At 43.7% G+C, this 16,591-nt stretch carries 18 protein-coding genes and 1 pseudogene; 13 read left to right on the plus strand and 6 right to left on the minus strand.

Annotated features, from left to right (window positions below; all coding sequences use genetic code 11):
* Window positions 1–1,002 (minus strand): sensor histidine kinase (locus IQ270_RS07110; protein ID WP_193972543.1); only part of this gene is annotated, 1,002 nt, incomplete at its 3' end.
* A gap of 340 nt (window positions 1,003–1,342) precedes the next feature.
* Between IQ270_RS07110 and IQ270_RS07115 the strand changes: the two genes are divergently transcribed.
* The 3 genes and pseudogenes from IQ270_RS07115 (at window position 1,343) to IQ270_RS07125 (ending at window position 2,721) form a co-directional block, all read left to right on the plus strand.
* Window positions 1,343–1,576 carry a hypothetical protein gene (locus tag IQ270_RS07115; protein ID WP_193972544.1) on the plus strand — a complete coding sequence of 78 codons (234 nt, stop codon included), beginning with the start codon at window positions 1,343–1,345 and terminating at the stop codon, window positions 1,574–1,576.
* Window positions 1,566–2,510 (plus strand): fused MFS/spermidine synthase, encoded by a 945-nt coding sequence (locus IQ270_RS07120; protein WP_193972545.1) that lies wholly within the window; start codon window positions 1,566–1,568, stop codon window positions 2,508–2,510. The genes IQ270_RS07115 and IQ270_RS07120 overlap by 11 nt, the downstream gene beginning before the upstream one ends.
* Window positions 2,511–2,549: 39 nt before the next feature.
* Window positions 2,550–2,721, plus strand: a pseudogene (locus tag IQ270_RS07125) (YqaE/Pmp3 family membrane protein).
* Between the two features lie 140 nt (window positions 2,722–2,861).
* On the opposite strand, the gene IQ270_RS07130 reads toward IQ270_RS07125, so the two are convergent.
* Entirely contained in the window at window positions 2,862–4,139 is a 1,278-nt protein-coding gene (locus IQ270_RS07130) for a lipid-A-disaccharide synthase (protein ID WP_193972546.1), read from the minus strand.
* Window positions 4,140–4,175: 36 nt separating this feature from the next.
* Here IQ270_RS07130 and IQ270_RS07135 point away from each other — a divergent pair, with 36 nt between their 5' ends.
* Entirely contained in the window at window positions 4,176–4,652 is a 477-nt protein-coding gene (locus IQ270_RS07135; RefSeq protein ID WP_193972547.1) for an ankyrin repeat domain-containing protein, read from the plus strand.
* 79 nt (window positions 4,653–4,731) lie between these two features.
* Window positions 4,732–5,475, plus strand: a complete 744-nt coding sequence (locus tag IQ270_RS07140; RefSeq protein WP_193972548.1) for a Uma2 family endonuclease — start codon at window positions 4,732–4,734, stop codon at window positions 5,473–5,475.
* Window positions 5,476–5,555: 80 nt separating this feature from the next.
* On the opposite strand, the gene IQ270_RS07145 is transcribed toward IQ270_RS07140, so the two are convergent.
* Together IQ270_RS07145 and IQ270_RS07150 are read right to left on the minus strand one after the other, a co-directional pair.
* Complete coding sequence (locus tag IQ270_RS07145) at window positions 5,556–6,608, minus strand: calcium-binding protein (RefSeq protein ID WP_193972549.1); 1,053 nt, start codon at window positions 6,606–6,608, stop codon at window positions 5,556–5,558.
* 341 nt (window positions 6,609–6,949) lie between these two features.
* A complete protein-coding gene (locus tag IQ270_RS07150) occupies window positions 6,950–7,933 on the minus strand; it encodes a calcium-binding protein (RefSeq protein WP_193972550.1) in 984 nt (327 codons plus the stop codon).
* A 535-nt stretch (window positions 7,934–8,468) separates the two neighbouring features.
* Here IQ270_RS07150 and IQ270_RS07155 point away from each other — a divergent pair.
* From IQ270_RS07155 to IQ270_RS07165, 3 genes are all read left to right on the plus strand, one after another.
* Window positions 8,469–12,464 carry a magnesium chelatase subunit H gene (locus IQ270_RS07155; RefSeq protein ID WP_193972588.1) on the plus strand — a complete coding sequence of 1,332 codons (3,996 nt, stop codon included), beginning with the start codon at window positions 8,469–8,471 and terminating at the stop codon, window positions 12,462–12,464.
* A 95-nt stretch (window positions 12,465–12,559) separates the two neighbouring features.
* Window positions 12,560–13,165 carry a bZIP transcription factor gene (locus IQ270_RS07160; RefSeq protein ID WP_193972551.1) on the plus strand — a complete coding sequence of 202 codons (606 nt, stop codon included), beginning with the start codon at window positions 12,560–12,562 and terminating at the stop codon, window positions 13,163–13,165.
* A 30-nt stretch (window positions 13,166–13,195) separates the two neighbouring features.
* A complete protein-coding gene (locus tag IQ270_RS07165; protein WP_193972552.1) occupies window positions 13,196–13,591 on the plus strand; it encodes a hypothetical protein in 396 nt (131 codons plus the stop codon).
* Window positions 13,592–13,714: 123 nt separating this feature from the next.
* On the opposite strand, the gene IQ270_RS07170 is transcribed toward IQ270_RS07165, so the two are convergent.
* Together IQ270_RS07170 and IQ270_RS07175 are read right to left on the minus strand one after the other, a co-directional pair.
* The gene (locus IQ270_RS07170; protein WP_193972553.1) at window positions 13,715–14,176 is read right to left on the minus strand and encodes a hypothetical protein; all 462 of its coding nucleotides are present in this window, start codon (window positions 14,174–14,176) and stop codon (window positions 13,715–13,717) included.
* 8 nt (window positions 14,177–14,184) lie between these two features.
* Window positions 14,185–14,529 carry a hypothetical protein gene (locus IQ270_RS07175; RefSeq protein ID WP_193972554.1) on the minus strand — a complete coding sequence of 115 codons (345 nt, stop codon included), beginning with the start codon at window positions 14,527–14,529 and terminating at the stop codon, window positions 14,185–14,187.
* 438 nt (window positions 14,530–14,967) lie between these two features.
* Between IQ270_RS07175 and IQ270_RS07180 the strand changes: the two genes are divergently transcribed.
* The 5 genes from IQ270_RS07180 (at window position 14,968) to IQ270_RS07200 (ending at window position 16,577) form a co-directional block, all read left to right on the plus strand.
* Window positions 14,968–15,231, plus strand: coding sequence for a BrnA antitoxin family protein (locus IQ270_RS07180; protein WP_193972555.1), 264 nt, complete (start codon window positions 14,968–14,970; stop codon window positions 15,229–15,231).
* A complete protein-coding gene (locus IQ270_RS07185; RefSeq protein WP_193972556.1) occupies window positions 15,221–15,427 on the plus strand; it encodes a type II toxin-antitoxin system HicB family antitoxin in 207 nt (68 codons plus the stop codon). Before IQ270_RS07180 ends, IQ270_RS07185 begins: the two co-directional genes overlap by 11 nt.
* A gap of 78 nt (window positions 15,428–15,505) precedes the next feature.
* Complete coding sequence (locus IQ270_RS07190) at window positions 15,506–15,691, plus strand: hypothetical protein (RefSeq protein ID WP_193972557.1); 186 nt, start codon at window positions 15,506–15,508, stop codon at window positions 15,689–15,691.
* A complete protein-coding gene (locus IQ270_RS07195; protein ID WP_193972558.1) occupies window positions 15,688–15,891 on the plus strand; it encodes a hypothetical protein in 204 nt (67 codons plus the stop codon). The genes IQ270_RS07190 and IQ270_RS07195 overlap by 4 nt, the downstream gene beginning before the upstream one ends.
* A 110-nt stretch (window positions 15,892–16,001) precedes the next feature.
* The gene (locus tag IQ270_RS07200) at window positions 16,002–16,577 is read left to right on the plus strand and encodes a Uma2 family endonuclease (protein ID WP_193972559.1); all 576 of its coding nucleotides are present in this window, start codon (window positions 16,002–16,004) and stop codon (window positions 16,575–16,577) included.
* Window positions 16,578–16,591: the final 14 nt, after the last annotated feature.

Genomic DNA, 16,591 nt, shown 5'->3' on the forward strand with positions numbered 1-16,591 from the left:
CTCCAACCTTCCACCGTGTTTGTCCACAACAATTTGATAACTAATTGACAGCCCCAAACCTGTCCCGTGTCCGACTGGTTTAGTAGTAAAAAACGGATCGAAAATCTTGCTTTTTACAGATTCACTCATTCCCACACCATTATCTTTTATGCTAATTCTTGCCCAATTTTTTGAAATAACAGAAGTAGTAATTTCAATCAGGCTTGGCTTCGCTTCTAGTTCCTCGGACGAAGATTTTTTTTCTTGCTCCCGCAACGCATCAACAGCATTATTAATCATATTCATAAATACCTGATTTAACTGTCCTGGATAACATTCTAGTTTCGGCAAGTTTCCATATTTTTTTACAATTTCAATAGCTCGAAAACCCGGTTTTCCCTTAATTAAATTCTGCAATATTAACAAAGTGCTGTCAATTCCTTCGTGAATATTAACTGGTTTCTTTTCCGCTTCGTCTACCCGGGCAAAGTTTCGCAAAGTCAGCACAATTTCACGGATGCGTTCCGAGCCAACTTTCATTGACGAAAGAGTTTTCAACAAATCTTCTCGCAAAAAATTTAGATCGATTTTTTCAATATAATCTTCAATTTCTGGAGCAGTTTCGGGATACCTATTTTGGTACATTTCGAGTAATTTTAAAATATCGGCAGTGTAGTCATTCACATAAGTAATATTGCCGTATATAAAATTGACAGGATTGTTAATTTCGTGGGCGATACCAGCTACCAAAATTCCCAAAGCCGACATTTTTTCGGCTTCGATCAATTTGATCTGCATTGCTTGCTGATTTTGCAGAGCTTTTTCTAGTTTAGACATTCTTGCTTTTAATTTTTGTTCAGCATCTATAAATTCTTGAGTGACAGTTTTTAGCAAAAATTCTTTTTCTTGATTCTGGACTTCTAGTTGGCTGCGTTTGGTTTCAGATATTTCTAGTTTTTGTCGCAGAATTAAATTTGCACTTTCTAGATTTTTAATGTTTTCTTCCCAGTCTATTGGTGACATTTGCTATTATTTTTAACTAAGATAATTAGATATAATTTTTATTATTAAATTGACTTCCACCCTTAATTTAATGAAAATTTAGTCACATCTCCCCCCGAGTTTTTTTTCTTTAAAAATTAAGACTTCCTTGATTTTGCTATGTCTAAAAATCTTATCTAAGATTTATTCAAAATGTCAAGAGATTAACAACAAAGCAGGTTAAAACCGATCGCAGTTTTTCATCCCCGCAGTCGCATTCGCGTTGGAGACGATCGGATTGTCGATCTGCAGCCCGTTAGCGAAGCTTGCATTCGACAGGATAGCGCATTTGTATGAAGGCCCGGGCGCGAAAAATTGCCCGATGAACGACAAGATTTGTACAAAAGTCGCCCCGGGCGATCGCCCACAAGCAATCTCAACTAACCAGCCAAGTGGCAGATATCTCAGAACGCCGTCACACTATACCATTGCTGAGAAATTTCACTTCTGCGTGTCGATCGCACTTACACAACCGCACCATTTTGTGCTAAGAACTACTACTTGTGACAGCATCGACACAGCAATTTATATTTGGAGAGTAATTGATGTCAGGTAGCGAAGTTCGTGCAGACTTTTGGATGAGCGAGTACATTACCCCCTGGGATATTTACGTTCACGGCATCATCAGCGTCCTCGCTTACAAGAAAACTGCCTATCAAGAAATGTACGTAGTCCAAACCGGTACCTACGGCAAAGGCTTAGTTTTGGACGGCAAATGGCAATCTTGTACCGGCGACGAGTTTCTCTACCACGAACCCCTCGTACACCCAGCCATGATTGCTCACGGTTCGCCCAAAAAAGTGCTCGTGCTCGGCGGCGGAGAAGGAGCTACAATTAGAGAAGTGCTCCGCTGGAAAACAGTTGAAAAAGTCGTGATGATCGACATTGACGGCGAAGTAGTAGAAGCTTGCCGCGAACACCTGCCAGAAATGCACCAAAATGCCTTTGATGACCCCCGCTGCGAAGTAGTAATCGGCGATGCTTTGGACTATTTAGACAAAACAGACAAAGATTGGGATATAGTCATTTCCGACCTATCCGATCCCATTGAAGAAGGCCCATCTTTCCAGTTATTTACCAAGGAGTATTTTGAGAAAGTCCGCAAAATAATGTCACCTGACGGATATTTTGTAGTGCAAGCAGGCCCAGTTTCTCCGGCAGAAATGAAAATGCACGCTCGCATTGTCAACACCCTAAAATCAGTATTTCCCAACGTTCAATCCTGCACCAGCTTTATTTCTACCTACGGAGCTCCTTGGGGTTTTGCCATAGCTTCAACTCAGGAAATAAATACCAGACCAGAACCCGAAGTTACGGACAAAATACTTGCCGAGAAAACAACCGGTGGGTTGAGGATGTTCGACGGGATTACACTGTTGGGGTTGATGCAAGTTCCGGGTCACTTGCGCCAGGTAATCGCCGAGGAAACCGAAGTTTACACTATGGCAGCACCGCCTAAATTTTTCGGGAAAGGCTCTGTCGGTCAGTGAAGTTAAATTGAAAGAGAAAAGTCGTTTGGAGTAACTGAGATGGGTAATTTAATTCGCATAGTCGCCGCCATTTTTCTTCCCCCTCTGGGCGTATTTTTGACTGTCGGCATCGGCACAGATTTTTTGGATCAACCTGGTTCTCACGTTTTTGGGCTTTATCCCCGGCATTGTCCACGCCATTTGGGTAATTGCTAAGCACGATCGAGGTTAAGCTATTTTTGCATCGGTGCGTCGCTGCCAAATTTTCGAGTTTATGGGGAGATGGTTGATAGCGACGCACCCTACGGTGTGTATTAAATCTGCGTTCATCCGCGTTTATCTGCCAACATCTGCGGTTGACAATAAAAAAATCTAATTATTATCAGAATTTGATTGCACCTCAATTTCTTGACAAACCAATTCAGCGATTTTTCGCGCCGCCCCAGACTCGCCGCGCACACTCCGCAAACGATCGCCCATTCGTGCTAATTTATCGGGATGGCTCAAATAGTCGATCGCCAAATGGGCCACAGCATCCGCTTCCAGCCGCCCGATTAACTCCGGTACAATCTCCTCTCCAGCCCAAATATTCGGCCAAGCATAAAGTTTTCCCTTCCCCAACTGCAAGATTGCCCAATTAATCGCCGTCGCAAAAACAGAACCGACTAACGGTAAATTTGCCAGCAATCCCGGCAATCCGTCCCAAGCTTTCATCGCATCCAATTGCTGCGTCGGAATCAAAACAATCATCGGTACAGCTAACGAACCCAATTCCGCAGTATTCGCCCCCACAGTAGTCAAACACAGACTGCATTCTGATAGTAAATCGTAGGCAGGAGTTTGCGTCCAAAGTTCTATTTTCAAGCCATTTTCTGTCTGCAAAAACGGCGATTCTGTTAAATGAAGTTCCGCGCTAGCGTTAGCAAATAAATGCAAGCAAGGATTTTGTTCAGCGTCGGCAAAACGTGCTAGAGTTTGCACATCTAAGCTCGGAGCAACCGGAATTACAAAGCGCGTTTCAGGGCGGATGCGGTGGATGGATTGGGCGATCGCCAAACATAACGGTACACCTAAAGCTAATTTTGCCGCCTTAGAACCCGGTAACAATCCAATTAACTCTATTTCCCGTCGGGGTTGTACGCCGTCTTTTGCCTCCGATTTGCGATCGCCCACTTCCGCAATCAAATCTCCCACAACTGTAAATTTATTAGCATATTTTGGGGAAATTTTAGCAAAAACTTCCGGTTTCATCGCCGCAAACCTATCAATCCAGCGATACCACCGCGCGTCCCATTCCGCATAAATAACCGTGCGATATTTCAGCCTTTTACCAATAACAACCGTAAAAAATTGGTCGCCGCCTAAAAATAAAACAACTCCCTGTTCGTACCAATCCCAATTTTGGGCAGTTTTGCCAGATAATAGGAACGGAAAAAAATGCTCCGGTGCTTGCACTCTGTCCACTTCTGGATAGTTCGAGGCGATTTCTGCTTCTTTCCCCGTGGCGTGCGGACAGGGGGACAGCACCACCGAGATTCGCGCTTCTGTGCCTCTGTTTGCCAATTGCTGGCGCAATGCTTGCACGGCGGGACGCACCCAAGTTGCCAATTCTCCGGGCCCGTTGGAGAGGATTAAAATATCGACTGTCATAGGATTTAAGATTTAAAAGGATACAAGGGAGAATTTATGACAGATTTAATGGATGCCGTCAAGATGGGTGATGTGGCGGCGGTAGAATGTGCGATCGAACAACGTGCAGATATCAACGCCAAAGATGAGGAAGGGGCGACGGCTTTGACGGCTGCGGCTGAGGCTGGCAATGCTGAAATTGTCAAAAAAATCCTCGCAGCAAGCGCGGATGCTAACAGTCAGGATAATGACGGGTGGACGCCGTTAATGAGCGCCGCTGCTGCCGGACATAGGGAGATTGTACAGCTTTTGTTGGAGGCGGGAGCGGATGTGAATGCTAAAACTAATTTTGGTTTGACGGCTTTGATGAGTGCCGCTGGTAGCGGGCGTACTGAAGTTGTGGAGGTTTTAGTCGATAAAGGAGCTGATATTAAGGCTAAAGATAATAATACTTGGACTGCTTTAATTTGGGCATCTTCGGAAAATCATCAAGATGTCGTTGAGGTTTTGAAGCTGGCGCGCGATCGGCCTTAAAGACTTAGCAACCGGGTTTATTCGATAAACCCGGTTTCTGGATGATACAATTAATTAATAAATTTGCCATTTTTCTATCATGGTACTATTCGATCGAGAAATGCGTTTGCCAACTAGCGCCGAACTTCCTTCTTCGGATGATACTCCTGTGGATAACGAAAATCAAAACTTCCTTCCCAACTTACTTTTATTCTTGCTCAAATTTCACTGGAAGCAGCGGAACGACTGGTTTTTTGGCGTGGATATGGGAGTTTATCACACGACGGGAGTAAGTCATCTGGTTCCAATTGTTCCTGACGGCTTCTTGAGTTTGGGTGTTGAAAGGTTCAAAGGCGATACTTTGCGCCTCAGTTACGTCCTGTGGGAAGAAAATAATATTCCCCCGATTTTTGCCCTAGAGATTGTTTCTCAAACTTACGGCGGCGAATACGATAAAAAAATTGAGATTTATGCCCGGTTGGGTGTGCTGTACTATGTGATTTACAATCCCTACTACTGGCGGCGAGACCAACAGCAACCGTTTGAAGTTTATCGTTTGGTAAATGGCGAGTACGAACAGCAAATTGGTGAACCTTTCTGGATGCCGGAAGTGGGTTTAGGTATTGGTCGAGGTCGGTACAGCGATGGGGAGCGACAGTTGGAAGTTTTGTACTGGTTTGACGAACAAGGTACTAGGTATTTGACGGCTGAAGACACTGCGGAGCGAGCACAGCAAAGAGCGGAGGAATCAGAACAAAGAGCGGAGGAATCAGCGCAAAGAGCGGAGGAAATACAACAGCAGCTTGCTAGATACCGCGATCGCTTTGGCGAGTTGCCCCAATAGCAAAGTGCGATCGCCCCTTTTGCTAATGTGCGCTCGCCGCAAATAAACTCAACACCGACTAATTAATCGGTTCTGGATTTCTAGCCGACATAAGTGCCAATTTTGTCTGGTATAAACAATGGCTTCAAAGTGATATTTCCACCGCCTTCAATTACTGCGATCGTATCACCATAACTAAGTTGGTTGCCTCCAATTGGTGTAAAGAATGGCAAGCCGTTTGTTTGGATTGCTAAATCTCGATTATTGTTGATGGGAAACAGAATGTATTTATCGAATGATGTATAGCCGAACTGGATCGTATCCTGACCTTGGGTAAAGTTTTGAATTTTAGCAAAACCTGGCCCCTCGTAGAACTGCTGGCTGACAGGCGTCGGTCTGCTACCCCCTATACCTGGGACGGTAACGGCCAACACGAAGTTATCGCGACCGCTACCGCCAATGAGAGTATCGAATTCATCGCTGCCGTAACTTTGAAACTGTCGCCTGCCGTTAGCGTCTAAAACATATTGAATTCCAAATATGTTAACATTTTCCACCCCGAAACCCTGGACGGTATCATTACCGGAAGTTCCGAAAAAATTCACATCAACAAAGGGAAGAGCGGGCTCAAATTGCCCGAATTTTCGGTAGTGTTCTGCGCCTGTTTTGAACACTCCCGCCTTGACGGCTGTTGCTACAGCGGGGTGTTCCAGCAAGTATTCTGATTCAAAAAATGTGTTCGCATACAGACCTTCTTTGGCTCCGAATTTGATGAAGTGCTCAAAACCAGATTTAAAAGTTCCGTTCTGTACAAACGGCACAAGTACGGGATATCGTTTTAAATAAAATGCTTCGTCGTAGTCAAGCGATACATTGGTGCGGCCTTCTTGGTAACCAAACTGAATAAAGTGGTCTAAACCAGAGGCAAAAGGTGCGTTTGGATTGCTTGAGTTGCGGATTGAGGGAGCAATATCTGGATTTTGAGCTAGATAGGTTTGTTCGTCAAAGTAACGCGATACTGCGGTGAGGCCACCAGCTTGACCAAATTTTTCAAAGTGTTCTTTCCCAGATTTGATGATTCCTGCATCAATGGCAGGTTTCAGCCACGGATATTGCCAGAGGTAGTATTGTTCGTCAAAGATATCGTAATTCATTTTTGCTTTTTTAAGTAAGAATGTAAAGTGCGATCGAGCAAACTATTTTACGGCACAATTGCCCAAAAAATCAAAAGTCATCAATCAACAGCATTAGCTAGTGACTGATGACTGATGACTGATGACTGATGACTAATCACTACTAAGGAGCGAAAACTTAATAACTTAAACATTTCCTACAGTCTTCTCTCCTGTAAGTTGCAAGAAAGAAGGAGGCAGAGCCTCCGCACCTGCATTACCAGGCAGAGCCTGGTAACGAGCGAAGAGGGCGGACACGCACCATCCACGGCCCCTACTGACTATTGACTAATGACTATTGACTAATGACTGCTGACTAATGACTAACCAATCAAGAAAGTACCGTTACCGTTAGATTCTTGGAAAGTCAAACCCAAAGTTGCTCCTCCTTCAATCACGCCCAGCACATCTCCAAAACGCTGGATTGACAAATTATTGCCAACCGGAGTCAGGCTGTAGCCGCTTAAAGAAGTTCCTTGCAGTTGGATAAAATCGTTTTCTATGTCGAAGTTCCGAATCGTAGCTTGACCGTTACCCGTATACAGAGGTGTCGGGGATGAATTCTGGGCTGCTGCTGGAACTCCGAGGACGAATGTATCAACTCCCGGACTGCCGGTCAGGACATCGAATTCGTTGGTGCCAAAGCTTTCATACTGCCGATTGCCGTTGCGGTCGATACCTACTTCCACTCCGATAAGTTCCGCATTTCCCCCACCCGCACCAGTGATGATGTCGTTGCTGCGGCTGCCCACAAAAGTCGCAGACCGGCTGGGCTCGTTTTTGCCGAAATTGAAGAAGTGTTCCCGACCGGTTTTCAATGCGCCTGAGTTGACAAACGGTACGATGTCGGGGTTTTCTTTTAAGTATTCCGGTTCAAAAAATGAAGTTCCAAAACGACCTTCTTTTGCGCCAAATTGAATGAAATGCTGATACCCAGATTTGAAAGTTCCGTTCTGAATAAACGGTTGCAGTTCTGAGTTGTTTGCTAAATAAAAGCTTTCGTTGTATTCGGGAGATACGGAGGCCCGGCGCTGTCCTTCATCGTAGCCGAACTGAATAAAGTGATCTAAGCCTGTGGCAAAAGGTGCGTTGGGATTGACTGTGCGGACAAAGGGTTGAAGGTCTGGGTTGGCGGCAAGGTAAGTATCTTCGTCAAAATACCGCGATATTTTGGTTAAGCCGCCGGCTTGACCGAATTTTTCAAAGTGTTCTTTGCCGGATTTGATGATTCCTGCATCAATGGCGGGTTTTACCCAAGGATATTGGGCTAGGTAGTATTGTTCGTCAAAAATTGCGTAGTTAGCCATGTTTTCCTCCTAGAGTGTCGCTCGGCTTGAGAATCTATACCAATTAATTTTACCGAGGCTCGATGGCGGATCGGGAATTTACTAAATAAAGACTTTAGGAAATGCTTTTAAGTTCCACTCACAATATTAAATTTTGTGACATATAAATTATCTGAAGCCTTTATTTTAATTTCATAAATTATGCTGTTTTTCGCTTAGTCAATTGCTCGATCGCAACTTCGATCCTCTATACAAAACTTGGAGCTTTTTTCAGGATTTTTTTCTTAAATTTTGATCCGTCCGTAATTAATTATTCTATAAATATTAATTTAACACACATTTAGAAGTATTTGTCAAGTAAATAATTGTAAACAAATTTTAGAGCATTTGCTCAAGGAATTTATAAAAAAATGTAACGAAAAATCGTCATAAATTTGTCGAATTGTGTCATATGCAGGCTCAAATCGCCCAATGGCAAGCGTTTTCTGGTAAAAATGCTTATGGGATAAAAAAATTCCCGATTGCCGAAAACAGCATCTTAAAGGAGCCTAACCGGATGTTCACTCACGTCAAGCCCACCATTCGCCACGTCGTGCCGGAAAACTTGCAGGGGCGATCGCTCATGAAGGTGGTCTATGTCGTACTGGAACCGCAGTATCAAAGCGCCCTGTCGGCAGCGGTTCGAGCGATAAATAACAAAAATCCGAATCTGGCAATAGAAATCAGTGGCTACCTGATCGAAGAACTCCGCAGCCCGGAAAATTACGAGGCCTTCAAGCGGGATGTGGCCGATGCCAACGTATTTATTGCTTCTCTAATTTTTATCGAAGATTTGGCCGAAAAAGTGGTAGCGGCTGTAGAACCGCTGCGCGACAGCTTGGATGTCGCCGTCGTCTTCCCGTCGATGCCGGGGGTGATGCGCCTCAATAAAATGGGCAGTTTCTCGATGGCGCAGTTGGGACAAAGCAAAAGCGCGATCGGCGAATTCATGAAAAAACGGAAGGAAAAATCCGGGAGTTCCTTCCAAGACGGAATGCTGAAACTGCTGCAAACTTTGCCGAAAGTGCTGAAATATTTGCCGATCGACAAAGCCCAAGATGCCCGCAACTTCATGCTGAGTTTCCAGTATTGGCTGGGCGGTTCCCAAGAAAACTTGGAAAACTTCCTGCTGATGCTGTCGCATAAATATGTCTTCAAAGGCCAGGAACAGCTAAGTTTTCAAGAACCGGTTGTCTACCCGGATATGGGGATTTGGCATCCTTTGGCACCAGGAATGTTTGAGGATGTCAAAGGATATCTGAACTGGTATAATTCGCGCACAGATATTTCCTCAGACCTCAAAGATCCCCTCGCACTTTGCATCGGTTTAGTGTTGCAGCGCACTCACTTAGTCACCGGAGATGACGCGCACTACGTAGCAATCGTGCAGGAATTTGAGGCAATGGGGGCGCGGGTTTTACCGATTTTTGCCGGCGGTTTGGACTTCTCGAAACCTGTTGAAACTTTTTTCTTGGAAGTTGGGGCCAAAGGTGTTGCACCGCTGCCGATCGTCGATGCGGTGGTTTCTCTGACTGGTTTTGCTTTGGTTGGCGGCCCGGCGAAACAAGATCACCCGAAGGCGATCGATACTTTGAAAAAGCTAAACTGCCCTTACATGGTGGCTTTGCCGCTGGTTTTCCAAACAACCCAAGAGTGGGAAAATAGCGATTTGGGCTTGCACCCGATTCAAGTTGCTTTGCAAGTTGCGATTCCTGAGTTGGATGGTGCGATCGAACCGATTATTTTGTCGGGAAGAGATGGCGCAACTGGCAAGGCGATCGCCCTGCAAGATAGAATCGAAGCAATTTCCCAGCGCGCCATGAAATGGGCAATGCTGCGCCGCAAACCCAAATTAGACAAGAAAGTTGCGATCACAGTTTTCAGTTTTCCTCCCGATAAAGGCAACGTCGGAACAGCCGCTTACCTCGACGTTTTCGGCTCGATTTACGAAGTATTGAAAGCCCTAAAAGGCAACGGTTACGACTTGCCAGAATTGCCGGAATCTGCCGAAAAGCTGATGCAAGAAGTCATCCACGACGCCACAGCCCAATACCAAAGTCCTGAGTTAAATATTGCTCACCGGATGTCCGTAGCTGAGTATGAAGAATTCACTCCTTACTCGGAACGTTTGCAAGAAAATTGGGGTCCGCCTCCGGGACATCTCAACAGCGACGGACAAAATTTGCTGATTTACGGCAAACATTTCGGCAACGTATTTATCGGAGTGCAACCTACTTTTGGATACGAAGGCGATCCGATGCGGTTGTTATTCTCTCGTTCCGCCAGCCCGCACCACGGTTTTGCTGCTTACTACACATATTTGGAGCGCATTTGGGGTGCGGATGCGGTGCTGCACTTTGGCACTCACGGTTCTCTAGAATTCATGCCCGGTAAGCAGATGGGAATGTCTATCGGTTGTTATCCCGACAGTTTGATTGGCAAAATTCCTAACCTCTATTATTACGCTGCCAACAATCCCAGCGAGGCAACTATTGCCAAGCGCCGCAGTTATGCTGAAACAATTTCTTACTTGACTCCTCCGGCGGAAAATGCTGGTTTGTACAAAGGTTTGCAGGAACTCAGCGAGTTAATTGCTTCTTATCAAACTTTGAAGGATACGGGCCGAGGCGTGCCGATTGTGGATGCGATCGTCGAAAAATGCCGTTTGGTCAATTTAGACAAAGATATTGACCTACCTCCCGAACAGGAAAGAGGCGTTGCTGCGGGGATGACTGCGGAGGAACGGGACAATTTAGTTGGCTTGGTTTACCGCAAGTTGATGGAGATTGAATCGCGGTTGTTACCTTGCGGTTTGCATATTATCGGTAAGCCACCGACTGCGGAAGAGGCGATCGCAACTTTGGTAAATATCGCCAATTTAGACCGCGAAGAAGACAACCTGTTAAGCTTACCGCGAATTATCGCTAACAGTCTCGATCGCGATATCGAGGAAATTTACACAAATAGCGACAAAGGCATTTTAGTTGATGTTGAATTGCTGCAAAACATCACCTTGGCTTGTCGGGATGCAGTAGGCGCTTTAGTGAAAGAACAAACCGATGCAGAGGGCAGAGTTTCCCTAGTTTCCAAGTTAAATTTCTTCAACATGGGCAAGAAAACACCTTGGATAGAATCCTTGCACGCCGCCGGTTACAAAAAAGTCGATCCAGAACCGATTAAACCGCTGTTTGAGTATCTGGAATTCTGCTTGCAGCAAGTTTGTGCCGACAACGAATTAGGCGCTTTGTTGCGCGCCCTAGAAGGCGAATACATTATCCCCGGGCCCGGCGGCGATCCGATTCGCAACCCGGATGTTTTGCCGACTGGCAAGAATATGCACGCTTTAGATCCGCAGTCAATTCCGACGACGGGTGCGGTGAAGTCTGCTAAAGTTGTCGTTGACAGACTATTAGAAAGACAGCGCACCGATAACGGCGGCAACTATCCCGAAACCATCGCCGTTGTGCTGTGGGGAACCGACAACATCAAGACTTACGGCGAATCCCTCGCCCAAGTAATGTGGATGGTGGGAGTCAAGCCAGTACCCGATGCTTTGGGCCGAGTCAACAAACTGGAATTGCTGTCTTTGGAAGAATTGGGACGCCCTCGAATCGACGTAGTAATTAACTGTTCCGGCGTATTCCGCGACTTGTTCATCAACCAAATGAATTTGTTAGATAAAGCCGTGAAAATGGCAGCGGAAGCCGACGAACCGTTAGAAATGAACTTCGTCCGCAAACACGCCCTGAAGCAAGCCGAAGAAATGGGCATCAACCTGCGCCAAGCAGCAACCCGCGTCTTTTCCAATGCCTCCGGTTCCTATTCATCTAACGTCAACTTGGCGGTAGAAAACAGCACCTGGGAAAGCGAAGCCGAGTTACAGGAAATGTACTTAACTCGTAAATCCTTCGCCTTTTCTTCCGACAATCCCGGAACAATGGAACAAGACAGGCAGATTTTTGAGTCATCCTTAAAAACTGCTGATGTCACCTTCCAAAACTTAGATTCTGCGGAGATTTCGCTAACCGACGTATCGCACTATTTCGACTCCGATCCAACCAAATTAATCGGCAGTTTGCGCGGCGACGGGAAGCAACCAACATCCTTTGTTGCTGATACCACAACAGCGAACGCGCAGGTGCGGACGCTATCAGAAACCGTGCGTTTAGATTCGCGGACTAAGCTGCTGAATCCGAAGTGGTACGAAGGGATGTTATCGCACGGTTATGAGGGCGTGCGGGAGATTTCTAAGCGTCTGGTGAATACGACTGGATGGAGTGCGACTGCGGGTGCGGTGGATAATTGGGTGTATGAGGATGTGAACGGTACGTTTATCCAAGATGAGGAGATGCAGAAGCGTTTGCTTAACTTAAATCCTCATTCTTTCCGCAAGATTGTCAGCACTTTGCTTGAGGTGAATGGCCGGGGTTATTGGGAGACTTCGGAGAGTAATTTGGATCGCTTGCGTGAACTTTATCAGGAGGTGGAAGACCGGATTGAGGGGGTAGAGTAGGATAGTGTGGGGCAGGCTTTTGGGCCTGCCTCTTGACTGCGACAAGAGTCCACCGAATGAGATGACTAATCTATCGCAATCTTCTGAATCAAAGAATGAAAGATAATTTTTGGGGTTTGATATGGTCTAGTTTTTTGGATATCCAAGGAATTCTGATTGGCTTTATGGGTGTTGTCATTACAATTGTGCTATCTCGGTTTCCGGTAAAGACAAACATCCCTCTAGACTTAGCGATAGTCATTCTATTTTTTATTTTATTGTTGATAGTAACTCTCTTTAAGGCAGCATCTAAAAGCTTCAGTGAATATAAAAAAGCCAAAGCCGAGTTTGAGAAGTTGACAATTAGAAATGGTGAACTAGAAGCAAAAGTAAATAGGCGTTTACTTCCTAAAATTTTATTTGCAAGACAGCCTCAAGGAAAAACGGGTCTAGAGATAGAATGTTTACTAGAAAATTCTGAATTGCTTTCTAATAATACTTTTCTTTCTTTCTACTATACAGGTGAGGACGAATTTGAAAGATTAATCGGAACGGGTGTCGCAATCACGGTACAAGCGAATGGGAAAATTCAGGCTTTAATGGATAAGCCTGTTAGTGCTTATCAAGACATTTTGGAAAAGTTAGCCAGAAATGATGCTAAAATATTGGACAGGACTGTAGTCAAGCCTAGTATCACTAGGGATATGATGCAAAATATTTAGACCCCTTAATAAAATATTCAGGAAAAAAATATGGAGAGTACGCAAGCCATCCAAGATGTCAAGGAAAAAACATTCCCTGCAACGGTTGTTAAAGTTATTGACTCCTGTAAGCTGGCTATTAATAGAGGAAAAATACATGGTTTAAAACAAGGTCAGAGGTTACTGGTTTATAGCTTGAGTGTGCAAGAAATTCAAGACCCTAATACTGGGGAATCTTTAGGATATTTAGAAATAGTGAAAGGGACGGGACAGGTGATTCATCTTCAAGAAAAAATGTGTACGATTGAGTCGGATAAACAGAAGATACTGACGCGAAAAATGCAAAAAAATGTATATTTTGGACTCAGAGATGAAATAGTTGAGTATGAACAAAATTTAGTGCCTTTTGAAGACCCGGAACCGGGAGACCTAGTGAAACCAATTTAAGGATAGTTGGGGTGTTGGATAATCCGACTCAGATATCATGCGATCCGGTTCTTCCTGATTTTGTGTTAAACTTAGGATAAATTTGGTAGGGAGTTGATCAAATCAACTCGCCCATCAGAGAGTTTAGAGAGAGAATAAAAAATCAGTTAGAGGATATGCGGAAAAATATTTATACAATAGATATATTACCAACAAAGACAAAAATACTGGTAATGCCTCTTTAAGAATTGTCTCTAGTGATATCTTTGATATTTCTTCTTGATCTGACTGGTTAGTATTATTAATCTTTTGCTTTTCTGCAACTTCTAAAATTTCTGAACTACTGTTTTCTTGGTCAGAGTTTTCTTCTTGATCCACTGAATCATCGAAAACATTTTCTGCTAATTCTAAAATTTCTAAACTATGGTTTTCTTGATCAGAATCCTGTTCTGGATTCACTGAATCATCTAAAGTATTGGGATCTTTGTTAAAGTTAGATAAATTAATCTTGGGAGCTTTGGGGCTTTTGAGAAAATAAACAGATCCTATCGAAGCTAAAAATAAGAACAATATGTTTTTAAAATCACCTTGAGTTAAGCTTATCATAAAATGCACTACTTTTTTTCTATTATTTGTTCTCTCATGGATTTTCCTATTTGATTACCTAATTTCAGACCTTTGAAAAAAGGATATGAAATCATATCAGGATTGTAAGATCCAAAATGAGGTTCCGAATCTTCTACCCTAGAATATTTATCATTACTTTTTTTGTCTACTCCCGTATAGACTTTCTTACTTGGGAGGGGTACTAAAATTTCTTGGAACCTTGTTTCACTTCTTATTGATTCAGTTGTTTTCCCTACTATGCTAGGATCAGCTTTGGCTGGACTAAGTGGAAGTAACCACAATAAAGCAATCCACAAAAGAGCTACTCCAACATAAGATAGTTTTTTGATCATAAACCTAAAATACCTTCAAACAATCCCATACTTAGTCCAACAATATAAGCAGCAATCACAGGGACTGCTATTAATAGAATAGCAGCACCAATTTTTTTTAGCAATTCATTCATATTATTGATTTTTGAAATTTACTTTATTGCATTATCATATCACTAAGTTAACTGATTGTAAATAGATAATTTTACGGAATTATGAAGCCGTGGATAGAGACTATCTGCTAGTGAACTATGGTATCCCATCGGTCAGGCTAAAGACCCCTTAATATTTCTGGATGAAGGTGAAATCGAAAGCGATCACCCTTATCTTCCCAAAGTGCGATCGCCCCTCCGCTTTCCCCCCGATCGAACTTTGGGGAGTATTCTCGAAGGGCGATCGCCCTTTATGCTATTCTATAAGTAAATACGTTTTGTATATACAATTTTCTGCCGTTTGAATATGACTATCTCGCCCAAACGACTTGAAGAATTAGAAAATATTCCAGAATCTGCGATCGACACCTCTGATATTCCTGAGTTAGATGCGAGTTTCTGGGAAAAAGCACAACTCGTAACACCACTGACAAAACAAGCTATTTCTTTAAGAGTCGATAGCGATGTATTAGATTGGTTTAAAAGCCAAGGAAAAGGCTATCAATCTCTGATGAATGCTGTGCTGCGTTCTTATGTTGAACATCACCTAAAAAACACTAATGAAGTATGAAGTAATCATTTACTGGAGTGAGGAAGACCAGGCATTTATTACCGAAGTACCAGAATTGCCGGGATGTGCTGCGGATGGTGAAACTTATCAGGAGTCATTGCAAAATCTAGAGATTATTATGCAGGAGTGGATAGAAACGGCTAACGCACTGGGTCGTCCTATTCCACAATCGAAAGGTCGATCGATGTTTGCGTAGTTGATTGAAGGGTTATAATTTTAGTAGGGTAGCCAAAATGACTGTTTGCAAATGCTTGAAGTCGATTACTATAAGTGTATGAGGGAACCAACAGCAGAACAGTTACGGAGTTTATATCGGCTTTGTCATCTACTTACTAACGTGATGTTCCACCCAATTCACATAGTGCGTTTAGATGAACGAACTCTTAATCTATTTATCTTAGCAGGACAAACCGAAGAAATCGAGTTAGAAATTCAACCTGATGGGAGTATTGAGCCATGAGTAATGTCAATTATGCTGCAATGAGCGATCGCGAACTAAAGCAATACATTCTCACTCATAGAGACGATCGAGAAGCTTTCTATGCCTACATGGATCGGCGGCATTCCCGCCCTCGCAAAGTTACTATAAAACTTGACGATCCAGCTTGGCAAGAGAAAATGATATCAGCTATTGGGGTGCAGTTAAAGTCTGCTAATTAATCCAGACAATCGCTTGCATTGCCCTTAAACCTACCAGCGATCGCCCTCGCAACTCACTCGATCTGCTACAATCGCCAATAAAGGTCGTTTAGCCACGATAAAATACCGCTATGACTACCCTCACCCTCAACCTCAACCCCATTATTAAGCTGACAGATGAGCAGTTTTTTCAACTCTGTCAGGAGAATGAAAATATTAGATTGGAACGCACAGCGAAAGGAGAATTAATCATCATGTCACCAGCAGGAGGAGAAACTAGCAGCAGCAATGCAGGATTAACGGCACAAATTTGGATTTGGAATCAGCAAAAAAAACTGGGTAAAGCTTTTGATTCCTCTGGCGGTTTTAAACTTCCTAATGGTGCAAATAGAGCGCCTGATGCTTGTTGGGTAAAATTAGAACGCTGGGATGCACTAACTCCAGAACAACAAAAGAAATTCCCCCCGATTTGTCCTGATTTTGTCGTTGAGTTAATGTCTCCCAGCGATAGCTTGAAAGAAACTCAGGATAAGATGAAAGAGTATCGAGATAATGGTGCAGGTTTGGGTTGGTTAATTAATCGCAAATCGCGACAAGTAGAAATTTATCGTCCGCATCAAGAAGTTGAAGTGTTAGAATCTCCGGCCACTGTATCCGGTGAAGATGTTCTCCCAGGATTTATTTTAAATCTTGAATCGATTTGGTAAAGTGCGCGCGAGCG

The organism is Microcoleus sp. LEGE 07076 (assembly GCF_015207455.1).
GTDB lineage: Bacteria > Cyanobacteriota > Cyanobacteriia > Cyanobacteriales > Microcoleaceae > Microcoleus.

Coding starts and splice junctions, on each gene's coding strand:
- IQ270_RS07135 (WP_193972547.1), top strand. CDS start 4,176: ATGACAGATTTAATGGATGCCGTCAAGATGGGTGATGTGGCGGCGGTA.
- IQ270_RS07150 (WP_193972550.1), bottom strand. CDS start 7,933: ATGGCTAACTACGCAATTTTTGACGAACAATACTACCTAGCCCAATAT.
- IQ270_RS07195 (WP_193972558.1), top strand. CDS start 15,688: ATGAGTAATGTCAATTATGCTGCAATGAGCGATCGCGAACTAAAGCAA.
- IQ270_RS07190 (WP_193972557.1), top strand. CDS start 15,506: ATGAGGGAACCAACAGCAGAACAGTTACGGAGTTTATATCGGCTTTGT.
- IQ270_RS07170 (WP_193972553.1), bottom strand. CDS start 14,176: ATGATAAGCTTAACTCAAGGTGATTTTAAAAACATATTGTTCTTATTT.
- IQ270_RS07145 (WP_193972549.1), bottom strand. CDS start 6,608: ATGAATTACGATATCTTTGACGAACAATACTACCTCTGGCAATATCCG.
- IQ270_RS07120 (WP_193972545.1), top strand. CDS start 1,566: ATGTCAGGTAGCGAAGTTCGTGCAGACTTTTGGATGAGCGAGTACATT.
- IQ270_RS07140 (WP_193972548.1), top strand. CDS start 4,732: ATGGTACTATTCGATCGAGAAATGCGTTTGCCAACTAGCGCCGAACTT.
- IQ270_RS07185 (WP_193972556.1), top strand. CDS start 15,221: ATGAAGTATGAAGTAATCATTTACTGGAGTGAGGAAGACCAGGCATTT.
- IQ270_RS07180 (WP_193972555.1), top strand. CDS start 14,968: ATGACTATCTCGCCCAAACGACTTGAAGAATTAGAAAATATTCCAGAA.
- IQ270_RS07165 (WP_193972552.1), top strand. CDS start 13,196: ATGGAGAGTACGCAAGCCATCCAAGATGTCAAGGAAAAAACATTCCCT.
- IQ270_RS07175 (WP_193972554.1), bottom strand. CDS start 14,529: ATGATCAAAAAACTATCTTATGTTGGAGTAGCTCTTTTGTGGATTGCT.
- IQ270_RS07115 (WP_193972544.1), top strand. CDS start 1,343: ATGAACGACAAGATTTGTACAAAAGTCGCCCCGGGCGATCGCCCACAA.
- IQ270_RS07160 (WP_193972551.1), top strand. CDS start 12,560: ATGAAAGATAATTTTTGGGGTTTGATATGGTCTAGTTTTTTGGATATC.
- IQ270_RS07130 (WP_193972546.1), bottom strand. CDS start 4,139: ATGACAGTCGATATTTTAATCCTCTCCAACGGGCCCGGAGAATTGGCA.
- IQ270_RS07200 (WP_193972559.1), top strand. CDS start 16,002: ATGACTACCCTCACCCTCAACCTCAACCCCATTATTAAGCTGACAGAT.
- IQ270_RS07155 (WP_193972588.1), top strand. CDS start 8,469: ATGTTCACTCACGTCAAGCCCACCATTCGCCACGTCGTGCCGGAAAAC.